This window comes from Rhizobium etli CFN 42 (assembly GCF_000092045.1).
Classification (GTDB): Bacteria; Pseudomonadota; Alphaproteobacteria; order Rhizobiales; family Rhizobiaceae; genus Rhizobium; species Rhizobium etli.
On the sequence record NC_007761.1, the window covers coordinates 1,006,040 to 1,023,261 of the forward strand.

Genomic DNA, 17,222 nt, shown 5'->3' on the forward strand with positions numbered 1-17,222 from the left:
ACCGCGAACCTAGAGGTGGCAATTTTGCAGATCCCCGAGCGCTTTCATGTTGCCGAAACGCATGGATGGCTGGTGAACCACCGGATGAATGCCGCTCTTCCTGGTTATCTCATGATCAGTTCCAAGACGGATACGAACGATCTTTCCGAATTGTCCGAAGCCGCCTTAAGGGAGCTTGGCCCGCTGCTGGCGACAGCTCAGGACCTATTGAAGCGGAAACTGGGAGCGCAGCGCGTTTATATCGGCCGATATGGACACTCTCCCGGCTATCCTATCCATTTTCATGTGATCCCGATCTACGATTGGGTTGAAGAACTCTTCTGGAAAGACAGCCGCTATCGGGTGCTGCAGAATTTTGGCGACAGGCCGGGGGAAACTCCGACGGACGGCGCGGAGCTGACGCTGTTTGTTTGGCGCGAGTTTTGCGAGCGCACCGAGCCGCCCCGGGTTCAAGGGCGATCCGTCTTCCAGACCATTGAATTGTTGCGAGAGGCAATGCGATCTTGATCGCCAAATGCCTACCGGCGCGGGAATCCGCCGCCCGATCCGCTGTCATCATGCGATGAAATATCCCTCGCCATCAGCGGACAGCTTTTCCCGGCATCGACCATGACCCAGCCAAGCTTTTCGTAGAAAGGTACAGAATCCGGCGCCGCATGGGCCTCCAGGCGGCAGAGGCCATGCCATGCCGATAGCCTCTCGACTTCGGACATCAAAATCCGCCCGAGCCCTGTCTCTGACATTCCGGCATGATGGCGACAAGTCGCACGACACCGGACTGGCCGTTCGACAGGTCAAGGCGGACTGTGCCAAGAGCAATGCCGTCTTTCCTCAGCAGGAGCGGTATATTGCGCTCGTCATGTTCATCCGGATGCTTGTCATCGTAACCATCGAGGCCGCGCAGTTCGAACAAGACGCGCCGCCGGATCGCATGATAAGCCAGCCAATCCTCGGCCTCTTTTACGGGTAGAAGTTCTACAACCATCAGCGCCCGCCAGCAATCCGTTCGAAGGCCGAAGGCTCGGGAATGCCGAGATCGAGGCGCTGGCGGATCGCCTCGGCGCATTCGAGTGCGGTGAGCACCGACGTATCGACCTCCATGTCATAAATGCCTGGCCGGTGCACCTCATCCTGCCAGCGCTGCACCGGTTCGGGGATCGGCACCTCCTCGCTGGCTCTTACATAGAGCGTCTCGCGGCGCTCCTGCTTAAATTCCCGCCGCTGCATGATCGTGCCGATCGGACAGCGCACGCCGACGAAGAGCACGGAAAATCCATTGAGGCGCCGGGCGCAGTCGGCGAGAATGCCGAGCGGCTGCGAGTAGCTGTCGTGATGTCCGAGATCGGCGACCACATTGAGCCCGAATCCGGCATGGATGGCGATGGATTCGTATAGCGCGGCATAGAGGAACGGCACCAGCTCCTCCAGATCCGGCCGCTCGCCGCCGGGCCTGAGGCCGATTCCGGGCAGGTAGCGCTTCGGCGTCATGGCATTATAGGCGTCGACGCCGAGATTGATCCACGGGCCCTCGAATTCCTCCTGGATTGCCCGGGCAATGCTGGATTTGCCGCTTCTGGGCGCACCGTTCAAGATAATGATCTGTCCGGCATGGCTGTCATTGGTCATCAGTCTTCTTCTTCTGTTTGGCGCGAATCGCTCAGGGGCGTCGCGCAGGCATTTCCATTCGGGATGCGAATACTTTATGGGAGAGTTAAGGCAGCGTGAAATTGTCGGAAGGAATCGCATGAGCGAGGACAGCGCCCACTATCCCCCCATCGATCCGGTCAAGACGGGTATCAAAGGCTGCTGCCCGCGCTGCGGTCATGGCAAGCTGTTCGATGGCCTGCTCGGCCTGAAGCCGCGTTGCGCCTCCTGCGGCCTGGATTATTCCTTCGCCGATTCCGGTGATGGCCCGGCGGTCTTCGTCATCCTCATCGTCGGCTTCATCATCATTGGCATGGTGCTGTGGCTGCAGGTCAATTACGGGCCGCCGATCTGGGTGCATATCCTCATCTTTGGACCGCTGACGATCATCCTGTCGCTCCTGACGCTGCGTTGGTTCAAGGGCATCCTGATCGCCATGCAGTACCGCCATAATGCCCGCGAAGGACGTCTGAGTGACTGACATCGATCATGCCGCGCCGCGCCGCCGGCTGCCTTTTATGACGGGCATTCTGGTGCTGACTGCCCTTGCCATCCTGATTTCGCTCGGCACCTGGCAGCTGCAGCGTCTCCACTGGAAGCAAGGCCTGCTCGCCGATATCGCCGCGCGCCAGGCTGCCGCGCCGGTGCCGCTCGCCGATATCGAGGCAATCGCCGCATCGGGCGGCGACATCGAATACCGCAAAGTCACCGCCACCGGCCGCTATATCAACAACAAGGAGCGGCATTTCTTCGCCACCTGGCGCGGCCAGACCGGCTTTTACGTCTACACCCCGCTCGAGCTTGCCGACGGGCGCATTCTCATCGTCAACCGCGGCTTCGTTCCCTATGAGAACAAGGAGCCGGAAATGCGCATGCAGGGCCAGCTGACGGATCAGCAGACGGTCACGGGGCTCGCGCGCGCCAAACTTGCCGGCAAGCCATCCTGGCTGGTGCCCGACAACGACGTCGCCAAGAACATCTTCTACTGGAAAGACCTCGACGTGATGGCCGAAAGCGTCGGGCTGGAGAAGGCGCGCGTCATCCCCTTCTTCGTCGATGCCGATTCCACGCCCAACCCGGCCGGCCTGCCGATCGGTGGCGTCACCCAGGTCGATCTGCCGAACGACCATCTGCAATATGCTTTTACCTGGTACGGACTTGCCGCCGTGCTCGTCGCCGTGGTGGCGGTCTCCTGGTTCCGCAAACCGGGAAAGGCGCCGCGGCAATAGTATCGCTTCAATTCCCGGCCATATTGGGCTAGAGGTCGATTGCGCCCTCGCGGGACGTCGCTGATGAAGCTGGACCTTGCCACGTTCTCCCTCATTCCTGTGCTCGTCACAGGAATCCAGTGCGCCCAAGTCGTTGGGTGCGGAAGACTGAAGTAGGCATTGGTCGTTATTCACGGCGCCAACGCGCGTGGCTGGATTCCTGTGACGGGCACAGGAATGAGGAATGCATAACGGAACAGGCATGAATATTGCGGCGAAACCTTCCTTGACGATCAGGCTCTGCGGCCCGCGCGGCTTCTGCGCCGGCGTCGACCGCGCCATCCAGATCGTCGTGCTGGCGCTGAAATCCTATGGCGCGCCGGTCTATGTGCGCCACGAGATCGTCCACAATCGTTATGTCGTCGAGGGGCTGGAGGCCAAGGGTGCCGTGTTCGTCGAGGAACTGGACGAGATCCCGGCCGAGCATCGCGCCCAGCCGGTGGTCTTCTCCGCCCATGGCGTGCCGAAATCGGTGCCGGAGGATGCGGCGAGCCGCAACCTCTTCTATCTCGACGCCACCTGCCCGCTGGTCTCCAAGGTCCACAAGCAGGCGATGCGCCACAATCGACTTGGCCGCCACGTTGTCCTCATCGGTCATGCCGGTCATCCGGAAGTGATCGGCACGATGGGGCAATTGCCGGAAGGCGCGGTTTCGCTGATCGAGACGATCGAGGATGCCGACGCCTACGCCCCGGCCGATCCCGACAATCTCGGCTATGTCACTCAGACGACGCTGTCGGTCGACGATACGGCCGGCGTCATCGCCCGCCTGCAGGAACGCTTTCCCAACCTGACTGCGCCGGCGGCGGATTCGATCTGTTATGCCACGACCAACCGTCAGGAAGTGGTGAAGCAGGCGGCCCCCGGCTGCGATCTCTTCATCATCGTCGGTGCGCCGAACTCGTCCAATTCCAAGCGCCTCGTCGAAGTGGCGCTGAGGGCAGGGGCGAAGAAATCGATCCTGGTGCAGCGGGCCGCCGAGCTCGACTGGGAGGAGATCGGCGCGATTTCGACGCTCGGCCTTTCCGCCGGCGCCTCGGCGCCTGAAGTCATCGTCAACGAGATCATCGAAGCCTTCCGCGCCCGCTTCGATGCCCGCGTCGAGCTGGCCGAGACGGTGCAGGAAACCGAAAACTTCCTGGTCAATCGCGAATTGCGCAGCATCGAGCTGACGACGGCCGACATGGCCTTCGTCAACGGCTAGGCCGCCATCGCGTCCCGGGTCATCCATCATCCATCATACAGAGACGAGACCTCACTTGGCAGTCTATACCGATATCGCCGAAGACGATCTGAAATGGTTCCTGACGGAATATGATGTAGGCACGCTGCTCTCCTATAAGGGCATCGCCGAAGGCGTCGAAAACTCCAATTTCCTGCTGCATACCTCGAAGGCGCCGCTGATCCTGACGCTTTATGAGAAGCGCGTGGAAAAGAGCGACCTGCCGTTTTTCCTCGGCCTGATGCAGCATCTCTCTGCCCGCGGCCTCTCCTGTCCGCTGCCGTTGCCGCGGCGCGACGGCGCGCTGCTCGGCTCGCTCTCCGGCCGCCCGGCGGCGCTGATTTCCTTCCTCGAAGGCATGTGGCTGAGAAAGCCGGAGGCGAAGCATTGCCGCGAGGTCGGCAGGGCGCTGGCCGAAATGCACGTGGCCGGCGAGGGCTTCGAGCTGAAACGTCCGAACGCGCTTTCCCTCGATGGCTGGCGGGGGCTCTGGGAGAAATCCGAGGCGCGCGCCGATGAAGTCGAATCTGGCCTGCAGGGCGAGATCCGCAACGAGCTCGATTTTCTTGCCGCCGCCTGGCCGAAGAGCCTGCCTTCCGGCGTCATCCATGCCGACCTCTTTCCTGACAACGTCTTCTTCCTCGGCGACGAGCTCTCCGGCCTGATCGATTTCTATTTCGCCTGCAACGACCTGCTCGCCTATGACGTCTCGATCTGCCTGAACGCCTGGTGCTTCGAGAAGGATGGCGCCTACAACATCACCAAGGGCATGGCGATGCTCGAGGGTTATCAGAGTGTCAGACCGTTGAGCGGTGAAGAAATCGCCGCCCTTCCGCTGCTCGCGCGCGGCTCGGCGCTGCGCTTCTTCCTGACGCGACTCTATGACTGGCTGATGACGCCGGAAGGCGCCATGGTCACCAAGAAGGATCCGCTCGAATATCTGCACAAGTTGCGGTTCCACCGCCAGATCGGCTCAGCCGCAGAATACGGGTTGAGCCTATGAAACACGTCGATATCTTCACCGACGGCGCATGCTCCGGCAATCCCGGTCCCGGCGGCTGGGGCGCGGTGCTGCGCTACGGCGAGGTCGAAAAGGAGCTCTGCGGCGGCGAGGCGGAGACGACCAACAATCGCATGGAGCTGATGGCGGCGATCTCGGCGTTGCAGGCCCTGAAGAGCCCTTGCGAAGTCGACCTCTATACCGACAGCGCCTATGTCAAGGACGGCATCTCCAAGTGGATTTTCGGCTGGAAGAAAAACGGCTGGAAGACATCGGACAAGAAGCCGGTAAAGAATGCCGAGCTCTGGCAGGCGCTGGAGGAAGCCCGCAACCGCCATAAGGTGACGCTGCACTGGGTCAAGGGCCACGCCGGCCATCCGGAAAACGAACGCGCGGATGAACTTGCGCGCCGGGGCATGGAGCCGTTCAAGAAGGGCAAGGCGGTTTCCTTTTAGGGGTATGACGGCTGCCCCTCACCAACTACCGTATATTGCAGGCCGAGACCGTTTTCGTTCGGGAGGCAAGAGTGTCATCTATTCCAACGACAGTCGAATTGAGCTCAACGATCGATCGCATGGAGGACATCTATCGTCGTCACGGAGAAGCCGGCGCTCTTTTCGATGCCTATGAGAAGCTGTGTCAGCGTTTCGAACGGGATTTGGCGGACGAGCGCGATGTGTTGCTCAGCAAAGGGGCAGCGCTGATGATGATCAAATATTGGCTCGAAGAGACAGGGTCGAATTCTGTGCGCGGTTGAAGGAGGGACGGTTTACGCGTTCATCCTGCGGCCGCGATGCGGAAGACCGATAACAGGCGGATTGCGTCTCCTTGCGCTCCCTCGAACTTGCACGGGTGAAAGATGATGCGGCGTTGCCACGAGTCCCCTTCTCCCCAGCGCGGAGAAGATGCCGGCAGGCAGATGAGGGGGTGAGCGGCTGAGCCGCGAATTCGGGCCACCAACCGGGGTCGAGCCGCGGGTCTCGACCCGTCCTTCGGCCCCCCGCTGGGGAGAAGAGGGAGCAAGCAGCGGTATTTTCACCCCACCTATTGCCGCACCGCCGCCCCCTGGATCAGCCGATGCAGATATTCGAGCTTGGCCACGACGGGTGAGGACAGAACGAAGGGGTAGGAATCCGGCTGGCCCATGCTGCGCTGGATGGCGTTGATCGCGATGCTGAGCGGCACCCAGGCGCTGACGAGCTGCTCGGCGCTCTTCGCCCTGTAGGGAAGGAAATCGACCTCGCCTGCTATTTCCTCATGGCCGCGCGGATCGATGGCGATGCCGAAGGCGCGGGCCGTCTCCAGTGTGTCGACGATATGGAGGTAATGCGCGAAGCATTCGGCGAAATCCTCCCAGGGATGCGACGCGGCATAGGCGCTGATGAAATTATCCTGCCATCCCAAAGGCGGGCCGCCGGCATAGTGTTTTTGCAGCGCGGCCGTATAATCCTGCCGCTCGTCGCCGAAGACGGCGCGGAAATCGTCGAGGCCGTTCTGATCGCGCACCAGCTTGTTCCAGATGAAATGGCCGGTCTCGTGGCGGAAATGGCCGAGCAGCGTGCGATAGGGCTCGTTCATCGAGCTGCGCGCCTGTTCGCGGGTGGCGTCGTCGGCCTCGGCGGCGCGAATGGTGATCAGGCCTTCCTCATGGCCGGTCATGGCGGGCACGATATTACCGTTGCCCTGCAGGGAATCTTCGAGAAAATCAAAGACCAGGCCGCCCTGCGGGTCTTGGCCGCGATCGGGATGCGGCAGCTTCCAGCGCAACAGCGAATAAAAGAGATGACGCTGCGCCTGTCCGATGCGCCGCCAGCGGTCGATGCCGTCCTGGGTGTCGGAATTCGGAACCAGCCGGTTGTGGCGGCAGGCGGTGCAGAATTCACTGTCGCTGTCGCCCTCCACCAGCCAGTTGCAGATGTCGAGGCCGGAATTGGCGCAGAAGCGCACGTGCCGGTCGGAATCGGATACGAGCTGCCAGACCGTCTCATCACGCGGCTCCAGCGCATGCATGGCGAGGTCGCCGGGCAGGAAGCCGAGGCGATGGTTGCAGCGCACGCACCGGCGATTGTCGAAGTGGACGACCTGGTCGCAATTGTCGCAGGCAAAGAGTTTCATCGGACCGTTCTCTGCAAGGCAGCGGCGAATTAAAATGCCCGCTGCGCGCGTGCGCAGCAGGCATGGTTGAGGGCTGAGCTGGTGGTTCAGAGCCGGTCGACGGCGCCTTTGAGCTTGTCCTTGACCTTGCCGGCTGCGACCTGTCCCTTGCCCTTGGCTTCCTGGACGTCGCCCTCGGCCTGCATGTCGCGATTGCCCGTGGCCTTGCCGGCGGCCTGCTTGGTCTTGCCGGCAATTTCGTTTGCCTTGCCTGAAATCTTGTCGCTGGTGCTACCCATCTGTGATGTCTCCATACTCGGCGCCGGACCTCTCGTCCGCGCGGGAAGGGAACGTCACTCGCGCCTATTCGTTCCCGCGGCCGTCAGGGAGCAGCGACCGTCAGGCGAGCAGCGACCGTCAGGCGTGGCCGGCCTCGGCCGAAAGCATGGCGGCGTTGATGCCCATGCCGGCGAGCGCCCGCTCGTATTTGTCATCGAGGTTGCGATCGAAAATCAGTTCCTCGTTGGCGGGGCAGGTGAGCCAGCCATTGTTGGCGACCTCGTTTTCGAGCTGACCGGCTGCCCAGGAGGAATAGCCAAGCAGCATGGTCGCGCGCTTCGGCCCTGCGCCCTTGGAGATGGCACGCACGATGTCGAGCGTCGCCGTCAGGCAGATGTCGTCGCTGACCGGGATCGAGGAGTCGCTGGCGTAATCGTCCGAATGCAGCACGAAGCCGCGGCCGCTCTCCACCGGGCCGCCCGTCTGGATCGGGAAATCGCGGGCCCGCTGCGGCAGCACGATCGGTTCTTCCTGCTTGATCATGTCGAGATGCAAGAGCACATCGGTGAAGGTGAGGCTCTGCGGCCGGTTGATGACGAAGCCCATGGCGCCGGCATCCGAATGCGCGCAGATGTAAATCACCGTGCGCGCAAAATTGCGGTCTTCCATGCCCGGCATGGCGATGAGGAATTGGCCATCGAAGAAGCCACGTTCCCGTCTGTTCTTCAGCGTCGATAAGGACATCGTTCCTCCTGCTGCCAGACCGCACCAAGGCCCCGACAAGAGAAAGATGGGCCAATGTCACCAATCAATCAACTGAAAATGAAGATTATGTGGCCGCCGCTTCTGGCGGCCACACGGTACTTTCGGTAAACCTTTGTTCCATGATGATTATTTCTTTGGCACCGCGCGGGCTTTTCATGGCAGCCATTTCGCTGGCCGCAACCCTTGCCCCCTTTTGTTCCGCGCAGGCGGAAATGAGCGCCTGGGCCGAGGCCGAGGGCGGCCGCATGCGCCTCGTGGCGCTGGCGCCCGATGCCGGCGGCAGAATCCGCGCCGGCCTGCAGATCGAACCGAAACCCGGCTGGATCACCTATTGGCGCGAGCCGGGCAACAGCGGCATCCCGCCTCAGGTCACCATCGCGCCGGCAAGCGGCGTAACGCTCGACGCCATTGGCTATCCCGTCCCGAAGCATTTTTTCAAAGGCGGGATCGAGGATATCGCCTATGACGCGCCGGTGACGCTGCCGCTATCCTTGACGGCGGCCGGCAAAGGCGGAGTCGAGATCGACGCCTCGGCCTTCATCGGCATCTGCAAGGATATCTGCGTTCCCTTCCAGGCGAATTTGAGCCTGAAGCTCGGCCGCGCCATGCAGTCGCACCCGGAGGAAGAGGCGATCCTTGCGGCCGCTGATGCGACGCTGCCAAAGCCGCCGTCGGATGATTTCAAGATCACCGCGCATGCCATGTCGCCGGATCGGAAGACGCTGTCGCTGACGCTCGCCTTGCCGGGGGACGGCAAGGGCGCCCCCGATATCATCGTCACCGGCCCGAGCGGCCATGCCTTCACCAAGCAGATCGGCGGCAAACGCGAGGGCGCCACCTTCAAGACCGACATAGCAATCGGCAAGCTGCCGCAAAATTTCGATCTTCGCGGCAAGCGATGGGGCGTGCTGGTCATCGATGGCGCGCGCGCTATGGAGACCACGCTTGCCTTTGACTGACCGGGACCTATAGTCGCCCCGACCGCCGGCGGCGCCCCCCGCCCAGCCCGAATCCAACAAGCGAGAACCCGAGGAGAAAATCATGACCATCGCGATCGGCGACAAGCTTCCGGCCGCCACCTTCAAGGAAAAGACTGCCGACGGCCCGGTCGAAATCACCACTGAACAGCTCTTTGCCGGCAAGCGCGTGGTGCTCTTTGCCGTGCCGGGCGCCTTCACCCCCACCTGCTCGCTGAACCACCTGCCCGGTTATCTCGAAAACCGCGACACCATCCTCGCCAAGGGCGTCGACGACATCGCCGTTCTCGCCGTCAACGACTGGCATGTGATGGGCGCCTGGGCGCAATCCTCGGGCGGCCTCGGCAAGATCCACTTCCTCGCCGATTGGGACGCCGCCTTCACCAAAGCCGTCGGCCTCGAAGCCGACCTCTCCGCCGGCGGCCTCGGCCTGCGCTCCAAGCGCTATTCGATGCTGGTGGAAGACGGCGTGGTGAAAGCCTTGAACGTCGAGGAAAGCCCCGGCCAGGCAACGGTGTCGGGTGCTGCCGCGATGCTGGAATTGCTGTGAGTTTTTGATAGATGGATGGCGAGGCTGCCCCTCACCCTAACCCTCTCCCCGTTCTGACGGGGAGAGGGGACGTGCCCTGGAGAGGTTGGCGAGGGACCAAGAGCTCGCGGCATATTCCCTTCTCCCCGTAAAAACGGGGAGAAGGTGCCGGCAGGCGGATGAGGGGCGCGCGCCAACGGCGAGTTTGGCAGAAACGCGCGTCCAATCTCCGTCATCCCAGGCCCAATCCATGGCCACGCTGGACGAGGCCAGCATGGGTGTTCGGGTCAGGCCCAGGGTCAAACCCGAGGACGGCGGAGGGCTGAGTGAGCTCTGTGTAACCCAACGACGGTGAAGCAACAGCGGCGCCGTTGCGCCTCCTGCTAATCGCGTCCGTCAAACTCCGTCATTCCAAGCTCTGAGCCTGAAATCCACCGACCACCCTGTGACAAGATAGCCGAACCTCCCCGCCTTAATCTCGCCGTAATCGTTATAACATAACAGTAATGTTATTACATTGTCAGGATGAGCCAATGCAGCCGAGCCCCGATCGCCCCTCCGTCAGCCTGCTTGGGCACTCGGCCATATCCAGGGTGATCGGCATCTCGCTGATCATTGCCGCGCTCTGGCTCGCCATTCACTGGGCGGTCTTGCTGCCATGACGCCGGTGATCCGTCTCGAAGATCTCACCGTCGCCTATAACAGACACCCCGCCGTCCATCATGTCACCGGCGCCTTCGCGAGGGGCAGCCTGACGGCGATTGCCGGGCCGAATGGGGCGGGCAAGTCGACGCTGGTGAAGGCGATCATGGGTGAGCTTCGTCCCGCCGAAGGCAGGGTCGAGCACCGGCTGGCGCGGGCGGAATTCGGCTATCTCCCGCAAGCGGCCGAGATCGATCGCCGCTTTCCGATCTCGGTCATCGACACCGTCATGCTCGGTGTCTGGAAGAGCCGGGGAGCCTTCGGCCGCGTCGCGCCGGCCGACATCAAAAGGGCGGGCGAGGCGCTGGCCGCCGTCGGCCTCGACGGCTTCGCAAGACGTCATGTCGGCTCGCTCTCGGCCGGCCAGTTTCAACGCGTGCTTTTTGCCCGCCTGCTGCTGCAGGATGCCGGCGTCATCCTGCTCGACGAGCCGTTTACGGCAATCGATGCCCGCACGACCAGGGATCTTCTTGATATCGTCGCCCGCTGGCACGGCGAGGGCCGCACCGTCATCGCCGTGCTGCATGATTTCGACGTCGTCCGGACGCATTTCCCTCAGACGCTGCTGCTTGCCCGCGAGCTGGTGGGATGGGGGCCGACTGCCGACGTCATGTCCGCTGCCAATCTCATGAAAGCCCGCGCCATGGCCGAGCGCTGGGATGAAGATGCCGCGGCTTGCACCCCGCAAGAGGCGCCGGCGGCATGACGCTCTACGATCTCTTCCTCGCACCCTTTGCCGATTTCGGTTTCATGCGCCGCGCCCTTGTCGCCTGCCTCTGCCTTGGGCTCGGCTCGGGGCCGATCGGCGTCTTCCTGATGCTGCGGCGCATGAGCCTGATGGGCGACGCCATGAGCCACGCCGTGTTGCCGGGGGCGGCGATCGGTTATCTCGTTGCCGGCTCGCTGTCGCTGACGGCGATGGGCCTCGGCGGTCTTGTCGCCGGCCTGTCGGTGGCGCTGCTGTCGGGCGCCGTCAGCCGTATGACGGTGCTGCGCGAGGATGCGAGCTTTGCCAGCTTCTATCTCGCCTCGCTGGCGCTCGGCGTGCTGATCGTCTCGCTGCGCGGCTCGAACATCGATCTGCTGCACGTGCTCTTCGGCACCATCCTGGCGATCGATGCGCCCGCCCTTTACCAGATCGGTGCGATCACCTCGCTGACGCTGGTCATCCTCGCCGCCATCTACCGGCCGCTGGTGGCCGAGTGTTTCGATCCCGGGTTCCTCCGTGCCGTCGGCGGACGCGGGACGGTCTATCACGTGCTCTTCCTGCTGCTCGTGGTACTGAACCTCGTTGCCAGTTTCCAGGCGCTCGGCACGCTGATGGCGGTCGGCCTGATGATGCTGCCGGCCGCGGTCGCCCAGCTCTGGTCGCGCAGCCTGCCCGCCATGATGCTGATCGCCACCGTCAGCGCCGCCGCCTCCGGCTATATCGGTCTGATCGCCTCCTACCATTTCGAACTCGCCTCCGGCCCGACGATCATCATGACCGCGGCGCTGATCTACGCCTTCTCAATCCTTTTCGCGCCCTCGGGCATTGCCCGGCGCTTCTTTCCCCGCCCGCATCTGAAGGGCTGACTTCAAGGAGACTTCGATGATATCGCAGAGACTGCTTCTCTCCGCCGCAATTCCCGCGCTGATGGCGCTGTCGGCGGCACCCGCTTCCGCCGAAACGCTGAAGGTAGTGGCGTCCTTCACCGTGCTCGCCGATGTCGTGAAACAGGTCGGCGGCGACCTTGTTGATGTCACCAGCCTCGTCGGACCAAATGGCGATCCCCATGAGTTCGAGCCGTCGCCGGCCGACGCGAAAAATCTGAAGGCGGCCGAAGTCACCTTCGTCAGCGGCGAAGGGCTGGAAGGCTGGATGGACCGGCTGATCACCGCCTCGGGCTACAAGGGCAAGCCGGTGACGGTCTCCGATGGCATCGCCACCCGCACCATGGAAGAGGACGGCGAAAAAATCACCGATCCGCATGTCTGGAACAGCCCGGTCAACGTCAAGGTCTGGGTCGCCAATATTGAAAAGGCGCTGTCGGCGGCCGATCCCGCCGATGCCGCCGCCTTCAAGGCCAATGCCGAGAAATACTCGAAGACGCTGGATGACCTGAACGCCTATGCCCATGCGAAATTCGACGCTATTGCCGATGATCGCCGCAAGGTGCTGACCAGCCACGACGCCTTCGGCTATTTCGGCCGCGAATACAAGGTGAGCTTCCTGGCGCCGCTCGGTCTCTCCACCGAGAGCGAGGCCTCGGCCGCCGGCGTCGCCAAGCTGATCGAACAGATCAAGAGCGAGCACGTGAAGGCCTATTTCTTCGAAAATTCCAACGATCCGCGCCTGGTCAAGCAGGTCGCCAAGGCAACCGGCGCGGAGCCCGGCGGTGAGCTTTACGTCGAATCGCTCTCCGACGCCAAGGGACCGGCACCGACCTATGAGAAGATGTTTCGCTACAACGTCGACCAACTCGCCGCCGCCATGGCGAAATCGAGCTGAGGGCCGAGGGGCTGCAGGTCGTGCGCCGACGCGTTCGAACAGGATGATTGTCGTCTGAAAACCGCGCACATCATGCTCTAGAGCTTTTCCGGGTTAGATTGAAGTTATGCCCATCGCCAATCGCCTCTGCCCTGACGAAAACCTGCTCTGTCAGAATGCTTCAATCTAACCCGGAAAAGCTCTAGCGGCGCTCGACACCCTTTGCCGCCAGGGTATCGTCAACGGAAGTCGAGGTCAGAAACGCCGCCAGCTGCCTGGCGGCGTCTGCGACCCTTGAATCGGTGCTTATGCCAATGGCGAAATCAATGTAGCTTTGGAGTTCTGTCGGGAACCGGCCGACAAGCATGACTTCGGGAGCGGCGGCCAGGATCGACGTCACGGGAACGACTGCCAGCTCGGCTTCCCCGCGGGCGACGGCCGATGCTGTCTGACCTCCCGGTACCACGACGAGCCTGGGCTTCACCTCATCGGCTATTCCCAGCCGATCCAGCAAATCGGAAAAGTAGCCGCCGCTTGTTCCGTCACTGGCGTAGGCGATCGAGCCGGCGTTTTTCAATATGTGTGCGAATGCTTCAACGGATACGATGTCGAGCGGTCGGCTGCCCGCCTTGGCCGCCACGCCCATGCCGACGCGCCCAAACGAGACCTGGCTCCCCGCCTCGACCTTGCCCGAGGCGGCCAGATCCTCAATCATGGACGGATTGATGATGACGAGATCAAAGGCTTCCCCGGCTTCGATCTGCTTCTTGACCGTCGGATTGACCTCCCACTTGGCCGCAACAGTGAATCCGGTGGCGGTCTCGAACTGGGGAATGAGGGCAAGGACGGCGGGTCGGACCGCAATAGCGCCAAAAAGCTGGATCTCCTGATTCATGGACCACTGCCTCAACGACGCTCTTAAATATTGAGGTCGAAGACCAGGATGCCGGCCAGGCCTCCGTCCGTCGACGAGACGATGCGCTCGCCGACGGTCACATGGTCGGGATGGACGAGATAGGCGTCGCGCGCCTCCTCACTTTCGAAGGTCACGGCAAAACCGTCGACGAAACCGCCATGCAGGCCCTCGGGCGAAACATTCGGCCCATATTTGATATCCAATATGCCGGGAATGACCTGCTTCAGCGCGACGATCGCGTCGAACAGCGCCTGCTTTTCGTCGCTCGTCACTGCCGTCTTCAGGCGCAGGAATACGCAATGCAGGATCATCATGGACCTCCCGATTTTCTGTGTCGGCAGAATAGCCGCGAAAGCCGGGAGGGCAATGGGATTTATTTTCAAGCGGGCGGTGCGGCGTGCAGGCCCTTATTCCCCGTTCAGCTCGCCAGCTTCATCACCCTTGCCGGCTGGCTACCGCGTGACATGGCGCCGCCCAAGCCGAAGCGGCCGACGACCGCTGCCAGGTTTTCCGTTTCCTGGGCAAGCCCCTGGGCTGCGGCTGTCGTCTCTTCGACCATGGCAGCGTTCTGCTGGGTAACCTTGTCCATCAGATCGGCAGCGGCGGAAACTTCCCGCAGGCTGGTTGCCTGCGCCTTCGCGCTGGCGGCGATTTCGTTGACCGTATCGCTCATGCCGACGACGCGATCGACGATCTTGGAGAGCGCGACACCGGTTTCCTCGACCAGATTGACGCCGGTCTGAACCTGCGACGACGACATCGAGATCAGCCCGCTGATTTCCTTTGCAGCCTGGGCGGAGCGCTGCGCCAATTCCCGGACCTCCTGGGCGACGACGGCAAAACCCTTGCCGGCTTCGCCGGCGCGCGCCGCCTCGACACCGGCGTTGAGCGCCAGCAAGTTCGTCTGGAAAGCGATTTCGTCGATCACCCGGATGATATTGCCGATCTTGCCGGAGGAGCCCTGGATTTCGGTCATGGCCTCGATCGCACGGGCAACGACCTCGCCGCCCTTTTCGGCATCGGCGCGGGCAAGCTTCATCGTTTGCTGCGCACTGTTTGCCCCGTCGGAGGTGTCGTTGACGCCGCGGGTGACGTCACCCAAGGCGGCGACCGTTTCCTCGAGCGACGCGGCCTGCTGTTCCGTGCGCCGCGCCAGATCGTTCGACGCCGTCGAAATCTCGCCGAGGCCGGAGCGGATGGTGTAGACGGCATTGACGACATTGCGGATCGTGTCTTCGAGAGCCGAAACCGACATATTGAAATTCGCCCGGATCGTCTCGAATTCCGGCGCCACTTTCTCGTTCATGCGCACGGTGAGATCGCCCGAGGCCAGAAGATCGAACCGGCTCTGCACCACTTCGACGAAATGACGCAGATCCTCCGCCTTCGCCTGCTCGAGGTCGCCCTGCCGTTTGCGGTCGGTCTCGACCTGTGCCTGAAGCGCCTGCTGCTCCTCCTTCAACGTTTCGCCGCGGGCGAGTTCATGGCGGAATTTTTCGAGCGCGCTCTTCAGGCTGCCGAGTTCGTCGGCGCTGCCATCATGGTCGATCGGATCGCGATAGTTCCCGCCGGCCATTTTCTGGACGGCGTTGAGGATGCCCTTCAGCGGCTTGCCGATCAGAATGCGGCTTGCCGTCAGGATGACGGCGAGCGCCACCGCCAGGATGAAAATGCCGCCAATGATGGTGCTATAGATCTGCTGCCAGACCGGCGCCCAGAAGGTCGCGGCCGGCACATCGAGAACGGCCGCCCAGGTCGTGTTCATGCCGCGGGCGGTGAAAGGATAGACGAGGCGCACGGCGCCGTCGGACAGGCCCGAGATCACCCGCATCTTGCCGTCGGAGAGCGCCCGCTTGACGTCATCAGCGCCTGCATCGGCATAGTCCTTCATCAGATTGTCTTTGTCGGGATGGGCGAGCCACTTGCCGTCATTGGCAATCAGCATGACCCGCCCCCCGTCGAAGGGATGCATCTGCGTGAGGGCGGCTGTGAGATCGTCGAGCTTGATATCGACGCCGGCCAGGCCAACGACAGTCCCGTTCACCTGCATCGGCACCGACACCGAGGTGACGAGCTTCTTCATGTTGGTGAGATAGGGAGAGGTGATGATCGCCTTTCCTGATTTCAGTGGGGCGCTGTAATATTCGTCCTCAGGCTTGATGGTCCACGTCGAGAACTCCATCTTGCCGTCGTCGCCCTTCGTCCAATAGGGCGTGAAAATGCCTTCCTTGTTCAAGCCGTCTGCGCCGGTCGTCGGGTGGGGACCATCGATCAGCTCACACATCCAGGCGCCGAAGACGCTCGGATATTGCGGCGCCACGGTCTTGATCATCGCGACGATGTCGGCCCGGCTTTTCGATCCGCCCTCGACGAAGCCGGAGAGGCCCGCGGCGAGTGCCGTGCCGGCCGAGGTGGCTTCGGTGATGCTGGTCGCCACCTGCTGGCTGACCACGGCCGCCTGCTGGGTCGCAAGCGCCATGACCTCGCGCTCCGTATTGTTCTTGGCGCTGAACGCATTGAATGCGGTGTAAGCGATCAGGATGCCTGCAATCGCAGTGCCGGTCGCAAGGATGAGTTTGGCTGAAACGGTTCTGATCACTCTGAAGACCCTTCATGTCGGCTGACGAAATCTGCTTCATGCGGCGCGAGGTCATCGAGAAAGGCTGCGCGGCGGACAAAAGGCACGCGGAGCCAGACATGCCCGGACCAGGCACCCTTGTCGATCTTCGAAACCAGGCGAATATGGAATTTCGGCGGGCTCATCCCGAAGGTGCAGACGGAAACATCACCGCGCGCCCTGCGGATCGTCATCGCGCGCGATGACGATCATCATTGCGTCAGACACAAGATCAGTACGTTATGAACAAAAGTTTAAGGGCCGGATGAATTCATCAATATTGTGAACCGGCAAGCTCGGCGCGGGCCGATCACATCTGGTCGCTTGCGGCGAGGTCGCGGTTGTAGATCTTGCGGACCAGTTCGCCGGCACGGGCGCGGGCCTCGTCTTTCTCAGCCGGCGTCATTGGCCGGCAGGTGTTCCTGAGGTTGGACCGGTCGAGCACCGTCACTGTACCCGAATTGACGATGACGAGGTGCCAGCTGCAGGAGGCGACCCTGTCGATGGCGACGGCGCTATGGCAGCCGGAGGAAAGGCAGAAGGCCACGGTCTGCTGTGCTGCGTGATCACCCTTATCAGCCAGCGCCAGCGCCTTCTTGAACTCGTCGGCCCACCGCTCGCAGTGGGGCTTGCCGGGTACGCAGACCTTGGTGACGGGATAGATGTCGCTCGCCTGAACCGGCGAGACGAAAAGAGCGCTGACCGAAACGGCGAGCAGAAGTTTGAGCATCGAATTGTC

The 17,222-nt window shown here is 62.3% G+C and carries 23 protein-coding genes; 13 read left to right on the forward strand and 10 right to left on the reverse strand.

The window, feature by feature from the left end:
• Positions 1–24 precede the first annotated feature (24 nt).
• Entirely contained in the window at positions 25–507 is a 483-nt protein-coding gene (locus tag RHE_RS04825) for an HIT family protein (RefSeq protein WP_041678831.1), read from the forward strand.
• An 11-nt stretch (positions 508–518) separates the two neighbouring features.
• Here RHE_RS04825 and RHE_RS34190 read toward each other — a convergent pair whose 3' ends face one another.
• Genes RHE_RS34190 through RHE_RS04835 form a run of 3 tightly spaced genes read right to left on the reverse strand, consistent with a single transcriptional unit; the run spans position 519 to position 1,626 of the window.
• The gene (locus tag RHE_RS34190; RefSeq protein WP_244425762.1) at positions 519–713 is read right to left on the reverse strand and encodes a GNAT family N-acetyltransferase; all 195 of its coding nucleotides are present in this window, start codon (positions 711–713) and stop codon (positions 519–521) included.
• Positions 713–985, reverse strand: coding sequence for a GNAT family N-acetyltransferase (locus RHE_RS34195; protein WP_244425763.1), 273 nt, complete (start codon positions 983–985; stop codon positions 713–715). The genes RHE_RS34190 and RHE_RS34195 overlap by 1 nt, the downstream gene beginning before the upstream one ends.
• A complete protein-coding gene (locus RHE_RS04835) occupies positions 985–1,626 on the reverse strand; it encodes a chloramphenicol phosphotransferase CPT family protein (protein ID WP_011424305.1) in 642 nt (213 codons plus the stop codon). Before RHE_RS04835 ends, RHE_RS34195 begins: the two co-directional genes overlap by 1 nt.
• Before the next feature lie 118 nt (positions 1,627–1,744).
• Between RHE_RS04835 and RHE_RS04840 the strand changes: the two genes are divergently transcribed.
• The 6 genes from RHE_RS04840 to RHE_RS04865 all read left to right on the forward strand — a co-directional run bounded on the left by RHE_RS04840 (position 1,745) and on the right by RHE_RS04865 (position 5,891).
• Positions 1,745–2,125 (forward strand): DUF983 domain-containing protein, encoded by a 381-nt coding sequence (locus RHE_RS04840; RefSeq protein WP_011424306.1) that lies wholly within the window; start codon positions 1,745–1,747, stop codon positions 2,123–2,125.
• Positions 2,118–2,873, forward strand: coding sequence for an SURF1 family protein (locus RHE_RS04845; RefSeq protein ID WP_041678575.1), 756 nt, complete (start codon positions 2,118–2,120; stop codon positions 2,871–2,873). The genes RHE_RS04840 and RHE_RS04845 overlap by 8 nt, the downstream gene beginning before the upstream one ends.
• 241 nt (positions 2,874–3,114) lie before the next feature.
• Positions 3,115–4,116, forward strand: a complete 1,002-nt coding sequence (ispH, locus tag RHE_RS04850; protein WP_020920579.1) for a 4-hydroxy-3-methylbut-2-enyl diphosphate reductase — start codon at positions 3,115–3,117, stop codon at positions 4,114–4,116.
• Positions 4,117–4,171: 55 nt separating this feature from the next.
• The gene (locus RHE_RS04855; RefSeq protein WP_011424309.1) at positions 4,172–5,137 is read left to right on the forward strand and encodes a homoserine kinase; all 966 of its coding nucleotides are present in this window, start codon (positions 4,172–4,174) and stop codon (positions 5,135–5,137) included.
• Entirely contained in the window at positions 5,134–5,589 is a 456-nt protein-coding gene (gene rnhA / locus RHE_RS04860; protein WP_011424310.1) for a ribonuclease HI, read from the forward strand. Before RHE_RS04855 ends, rnhA begins: the two co-directional genes overlap by 4 nt.
• A 119-nt stretch (positions 5,590–5,708) precedes the next feature.
• The gene (locus RHE_RS04865) at positions 5,709–5,891 is read left to right on the forward strand and encodes a hypothetical protein (RefSeq protein WP_157700391.1); all 183 of its coding nucleotides are present in this window, start codon (positions 5,709–5,711) and stop codon (positions 5,889–5,891) included.
• A gap of 287 nt (positions 5,892–6,178) precedes the next feature.
• On the opposite strand, the gene RHE_RS04870 is transcribed toward RHE_RS04865, so the two are convergent.
• The 3 genes from RHE_RS04870 to RHE_RS04880 all read right to left on the reverse strand — a co-directional run bounded on the left by RHE_RS04870 (position 6,179) and on the right by RHE_RS04880 (position 8,251).
• On the reverse strand, positions 6,179–7,249 hold the full coding sequence (locus RHE_RS04870; protein ID WP_011424311.1) for a zinc-binding metallopeptidase family protein: 1,071 nt from the start codon (positions 7,247–7,249) through the stop codon (positions 6,179–6,181).
• 86 nt (positions 7,250–7,335) lie between these two features.
• Positions 7,336–7,527 carry a CsbD family protein gene (locus tag RHE_RS04875; RefSeq protein WP_011424312.1) on the reverse strand — a complete coding sequence of 64 codons (192 nt, stop codon included), beginning with the start codon at positions 7,525–7,527 and terminating at the stop codon, positions 7,336–7,338.
• 118 nt (positions 7,528–7,645) lie between these two features.
• Positions 7,646–8,251: a YqgE/AlgH family protein gene (locus tag RHE_RS04880; protein WP_011424313.1), complete on the reverse strand. Its 606-nt coding sequence runs from the start codon at positions 8,249–8,251 to the stop codon at positions 7,646–7,648.
• 140 nt (positions 8,252–8,391) lie between these two features.
• Here RHE_RS04880 and RHE_RS04885 point away from each other — a divergent pair, with 140 nt between their 5' ends.
• The 6 genes from RHE_RS04885 to RHE_RS04905 all read left to right on the forward strand — a co-directional run bounded on the left by RHE_RS04885 (position 8,392) and on the right by RHE_RS04905 (position 12,971).
• Positions 8,392–9,231 carry a protein-disulfide reductase DsbD domain-containing protein gene (locus RHE_RS04885; RefSeq protein WP_187331717.1) on the forward strand — a complete coding sequence of 280 codons (840 nt, stop codon included), beginning with the start codon at positions 8,392–8,394 and terminating at the stop codon, positions 9,229–9,231.
• 82 nt (positions 9,232–9,313) lie between these two features.
• Positions 9,314–9,799 (forward strand): peroxiredoxin, encoded by a 486-nt coding sequence (locus RHE_RS04890; protein WP_011424315.1) that lies wholly within the window; start codon positions 9,314–9,316, stop codon positions 9,797–9,799.
• Between the two features lie 512 nt (positions 9,800–10,311).
• Positions 10,312–10,440, forward strand: coding sequence for a hypothetical protein (locus RHE_RS34850; RefSeq protein ID WP_276328707.1), 129 nt, complete (start codon positions 10,312–10,314; stop codon positions 10,438–10,440).
• A complete protein-coding gene (locus tag RHE_RS04895; protein ID WP_011424316.1) occupies positions 10,437–11,186 on the forward strand; it encodes a metal ABC transporter ATP-binding protein in 750 nt (249 codons plus the stop codon). Before RHE_RS34850 ends, RHE_RS04895 begins: the two co-directional genes overlap by 4 nt.
• Positions 11,183–12,055: a metal ABC transporter permease gene (locus RHE_RS04900; protein ID WP_011424317.1), complete on the forward strand. Its 873-nt coding sequence runs from the start codon at positions 11,183–11,185 to the stop codon at positions 12,053–12,055. The genes RHE_RS04895 and RHE_RS04900 overlap by 4 nt, the downstream gene beginning before the upstream one ends.
• A gap of 16 nt (positions 12,056–12,071) precedes the next feature.
• Complete coding sequence (locus RHE_RS04905; protein ID WP_011424318.1) at positions 12,072–12,971, forward strand: metal ABC transporter solute-binding protein, Zn/Mn family; 900 nt, start codon at positions 12,072–12,074, stop codon at positions 12,969–12,971.
• Positions 12,972–13,152: 181 nt separating this feature from the next.
• Here the strand turns inward: RHE_RS04905 and RHE_RS04910 are convergent, their stop codons facing one another.
• The 4 genes from RHE_RS04910 to RHE_RS04930 all read right to left on the reverse strand — a co-directional run bounded on the left by RHE_RS04910 (position 13,153) and on the right by RHE_RS04930 (position 17,213).
• A complete protein-coding gene (locus tag RHE_RS04910; RefSeq protein ID WP_011424319.1) occupies positions 13,153–13,845 on the reverse strand; it encodes a molybdate ABC transporter substrate-binding protein in 693 nt (230 codons plus the stop codon).
• Positions 13,846–13,868: 23 nt separating this feature from the next.
• A complete protein-coding gene (locus RHE_RS04915; RefSeq protein WP_011424320.1) occupies positions 13,869–14,177 on the reverse strand; it encodes a Dabb family protein in 309 nt (102 codons plus the stop codon).
• A gap of 107 nt (positions 14,178–14,284) precedes the next feature.
• Complete coding sequence (locus RHE_RS04920) at positions 14,285–16,465, reverse strand: methyl-accepting chemotaxis protein (RefSeq protein WP_011424321.1); 2,181 nt, start codon at positions 16,463–16,465, stop codon at positions 14,285–14,287.
• A 328-nt stretch (positions 16,466–16,793) separates the two neighbouring features.
• The gene (locus RHE_RS04930; RefSeq protein ID WP_042118010.1) at positions 16,794–17,213 is read right to left on the reverse strand and encodes a hypothetical protein; all 420 of its coding nucleotides are present in this window, start codon (positions 17,211–17,213) and stop codon (positions 16,794–16,796) included.
• Positions 17,214–17,222 lie beyond the last annotated feature (9 nt).

Bases quoted from the DNA above. Each gene is read 5' to 3' on its own strand.
- RHE_RS34190 (WP_244425762.1), bottom strand. From the start codon at position 713: ATGTCCGAAGTCGAGAGGCTATCGGCATGGCATGGCCTCTGCCGCCTG.
- RHE_RS34195 (WP_244425763.1), bottom strand. From the start codon at position 985: ATGGTTGTAGAACTTCTACCCGTAAAAGAGGCCGAGGATTGGCTGGCT.
- RHE_RS04835 (WP_011424305.1), bottom strand. From the start codon at position 1,626: ATGACCAATGACAGCCATGCCGGACAGATCATTATCTTGAACGGTGCG.
- RHE_RS04840 (WP_011424306.1), top strand. From the start codon at position 1,745: ATGAGCGAGGACAGCGCCCACTATCCCCCCATCGATCCGGTCAAGACG.
- ispH (WP_020920579.1), top strand. From the start codon at position 3,115: ATGAATATTGCGGCGAAACCTTCCTTGACGATCAGGCTCTGCGGCCCG.
- rnhA (WP_011424310.1), top strand. From the start codon at position 5,134: ATGAAACACGTCGATATCTTCACCGACGGCGCATGCTCCGGCAATCCC.
- RHE_RS04865 (WP_157700391.1), top strand. From the start codon at position 5,709: ATGGAGGACATCTATCGTCGTCACGGAGAAGCCGGCGCTCTTTTCGAT.
- RHE_RS04870 (WP_011424311.1), bottom strand. From the start codon at position 7,249: ATGAAACTCTTTGCCTGCGACAATTGCGACCAGGTCGTCCACTTCGAC.
- RHE_RS04875 (WP_011424312.1), bottom strand. From the start codon at position 7,527: ATGGGTAGCACCAGCGACAAGATTTCAGGCAAGGCAAACGAAATTGCC.
- RHE_RS04880 (WP_011424313.1), bottom strand. From the start codon at position 8,251: ATGTCCTTATCGACGCTGAAGAACAGACGGGAACGTGGCTTCTTCGAT.
- RHE_RS04885 (WP_187331717.1), top strand. From the start codon at position 8,392: ATGATGATTATTTCTTTGGCACCGCGCGGGCTTTTCATGGCAGCCATT.
- RHE_RS04890 (WP_011424315.1), top strand. From the start codon at position 9,314: ATGACCATCGCGATCGGCGACAAGCTTCCGGCCGCCACCTTCAAGGAA.
- RHE_RS34850 (WP_276328707.1), top strand. From the start codon at position 10,312: ATGCAGCCGAGCCCCGATCGCCCCTCCGTCAGCCTGCTTGGGCACTCG.
- RHE_RS04895 (WP_011424316.1), top strand. From the start codon at position 10,437: ATGACGCCGGTGATCCGTCTCGAAGATCTCACCGTCGCCTATAACAGA.
- RHE_RS04900 (WP_011424317.1), top strand. From the start codon at position 11,183: ATGACGCTCTACGATCTCTTCCTCGCACCCTTTGCCGATTTCGGTTTC.
- RHE_RS04905 (WP_011424318.1), top strand. From the start codon at position 12,072: ATGATATCGCAGAGACTGCTTCTCTCCGCCGCAATTCCCGCGCTGATG.
- RHE_RS04910 (WP_011424319.1), bottom strand. From the start codon at position 13,845: ATGAATCAGGAGATCCAGCTTTTTGGCGCTATTGCGGTCCGACCCGCC.
- RHE_RS04915 (WP_011424320.1), bottom strand. From the start codon at position 14,177: ATGATCCTGCATTGCGTATTCCTGCGCCTGAAGACGGCAGTGACGAGC.
- RHE_RS04930 (WP_042118010.1), bottom strand. From the start codon at position 17,213: ATGCTCAAACTTCTGCTCGCCGTTTCGGTCAGCGCTCTTTTCGTCTCG.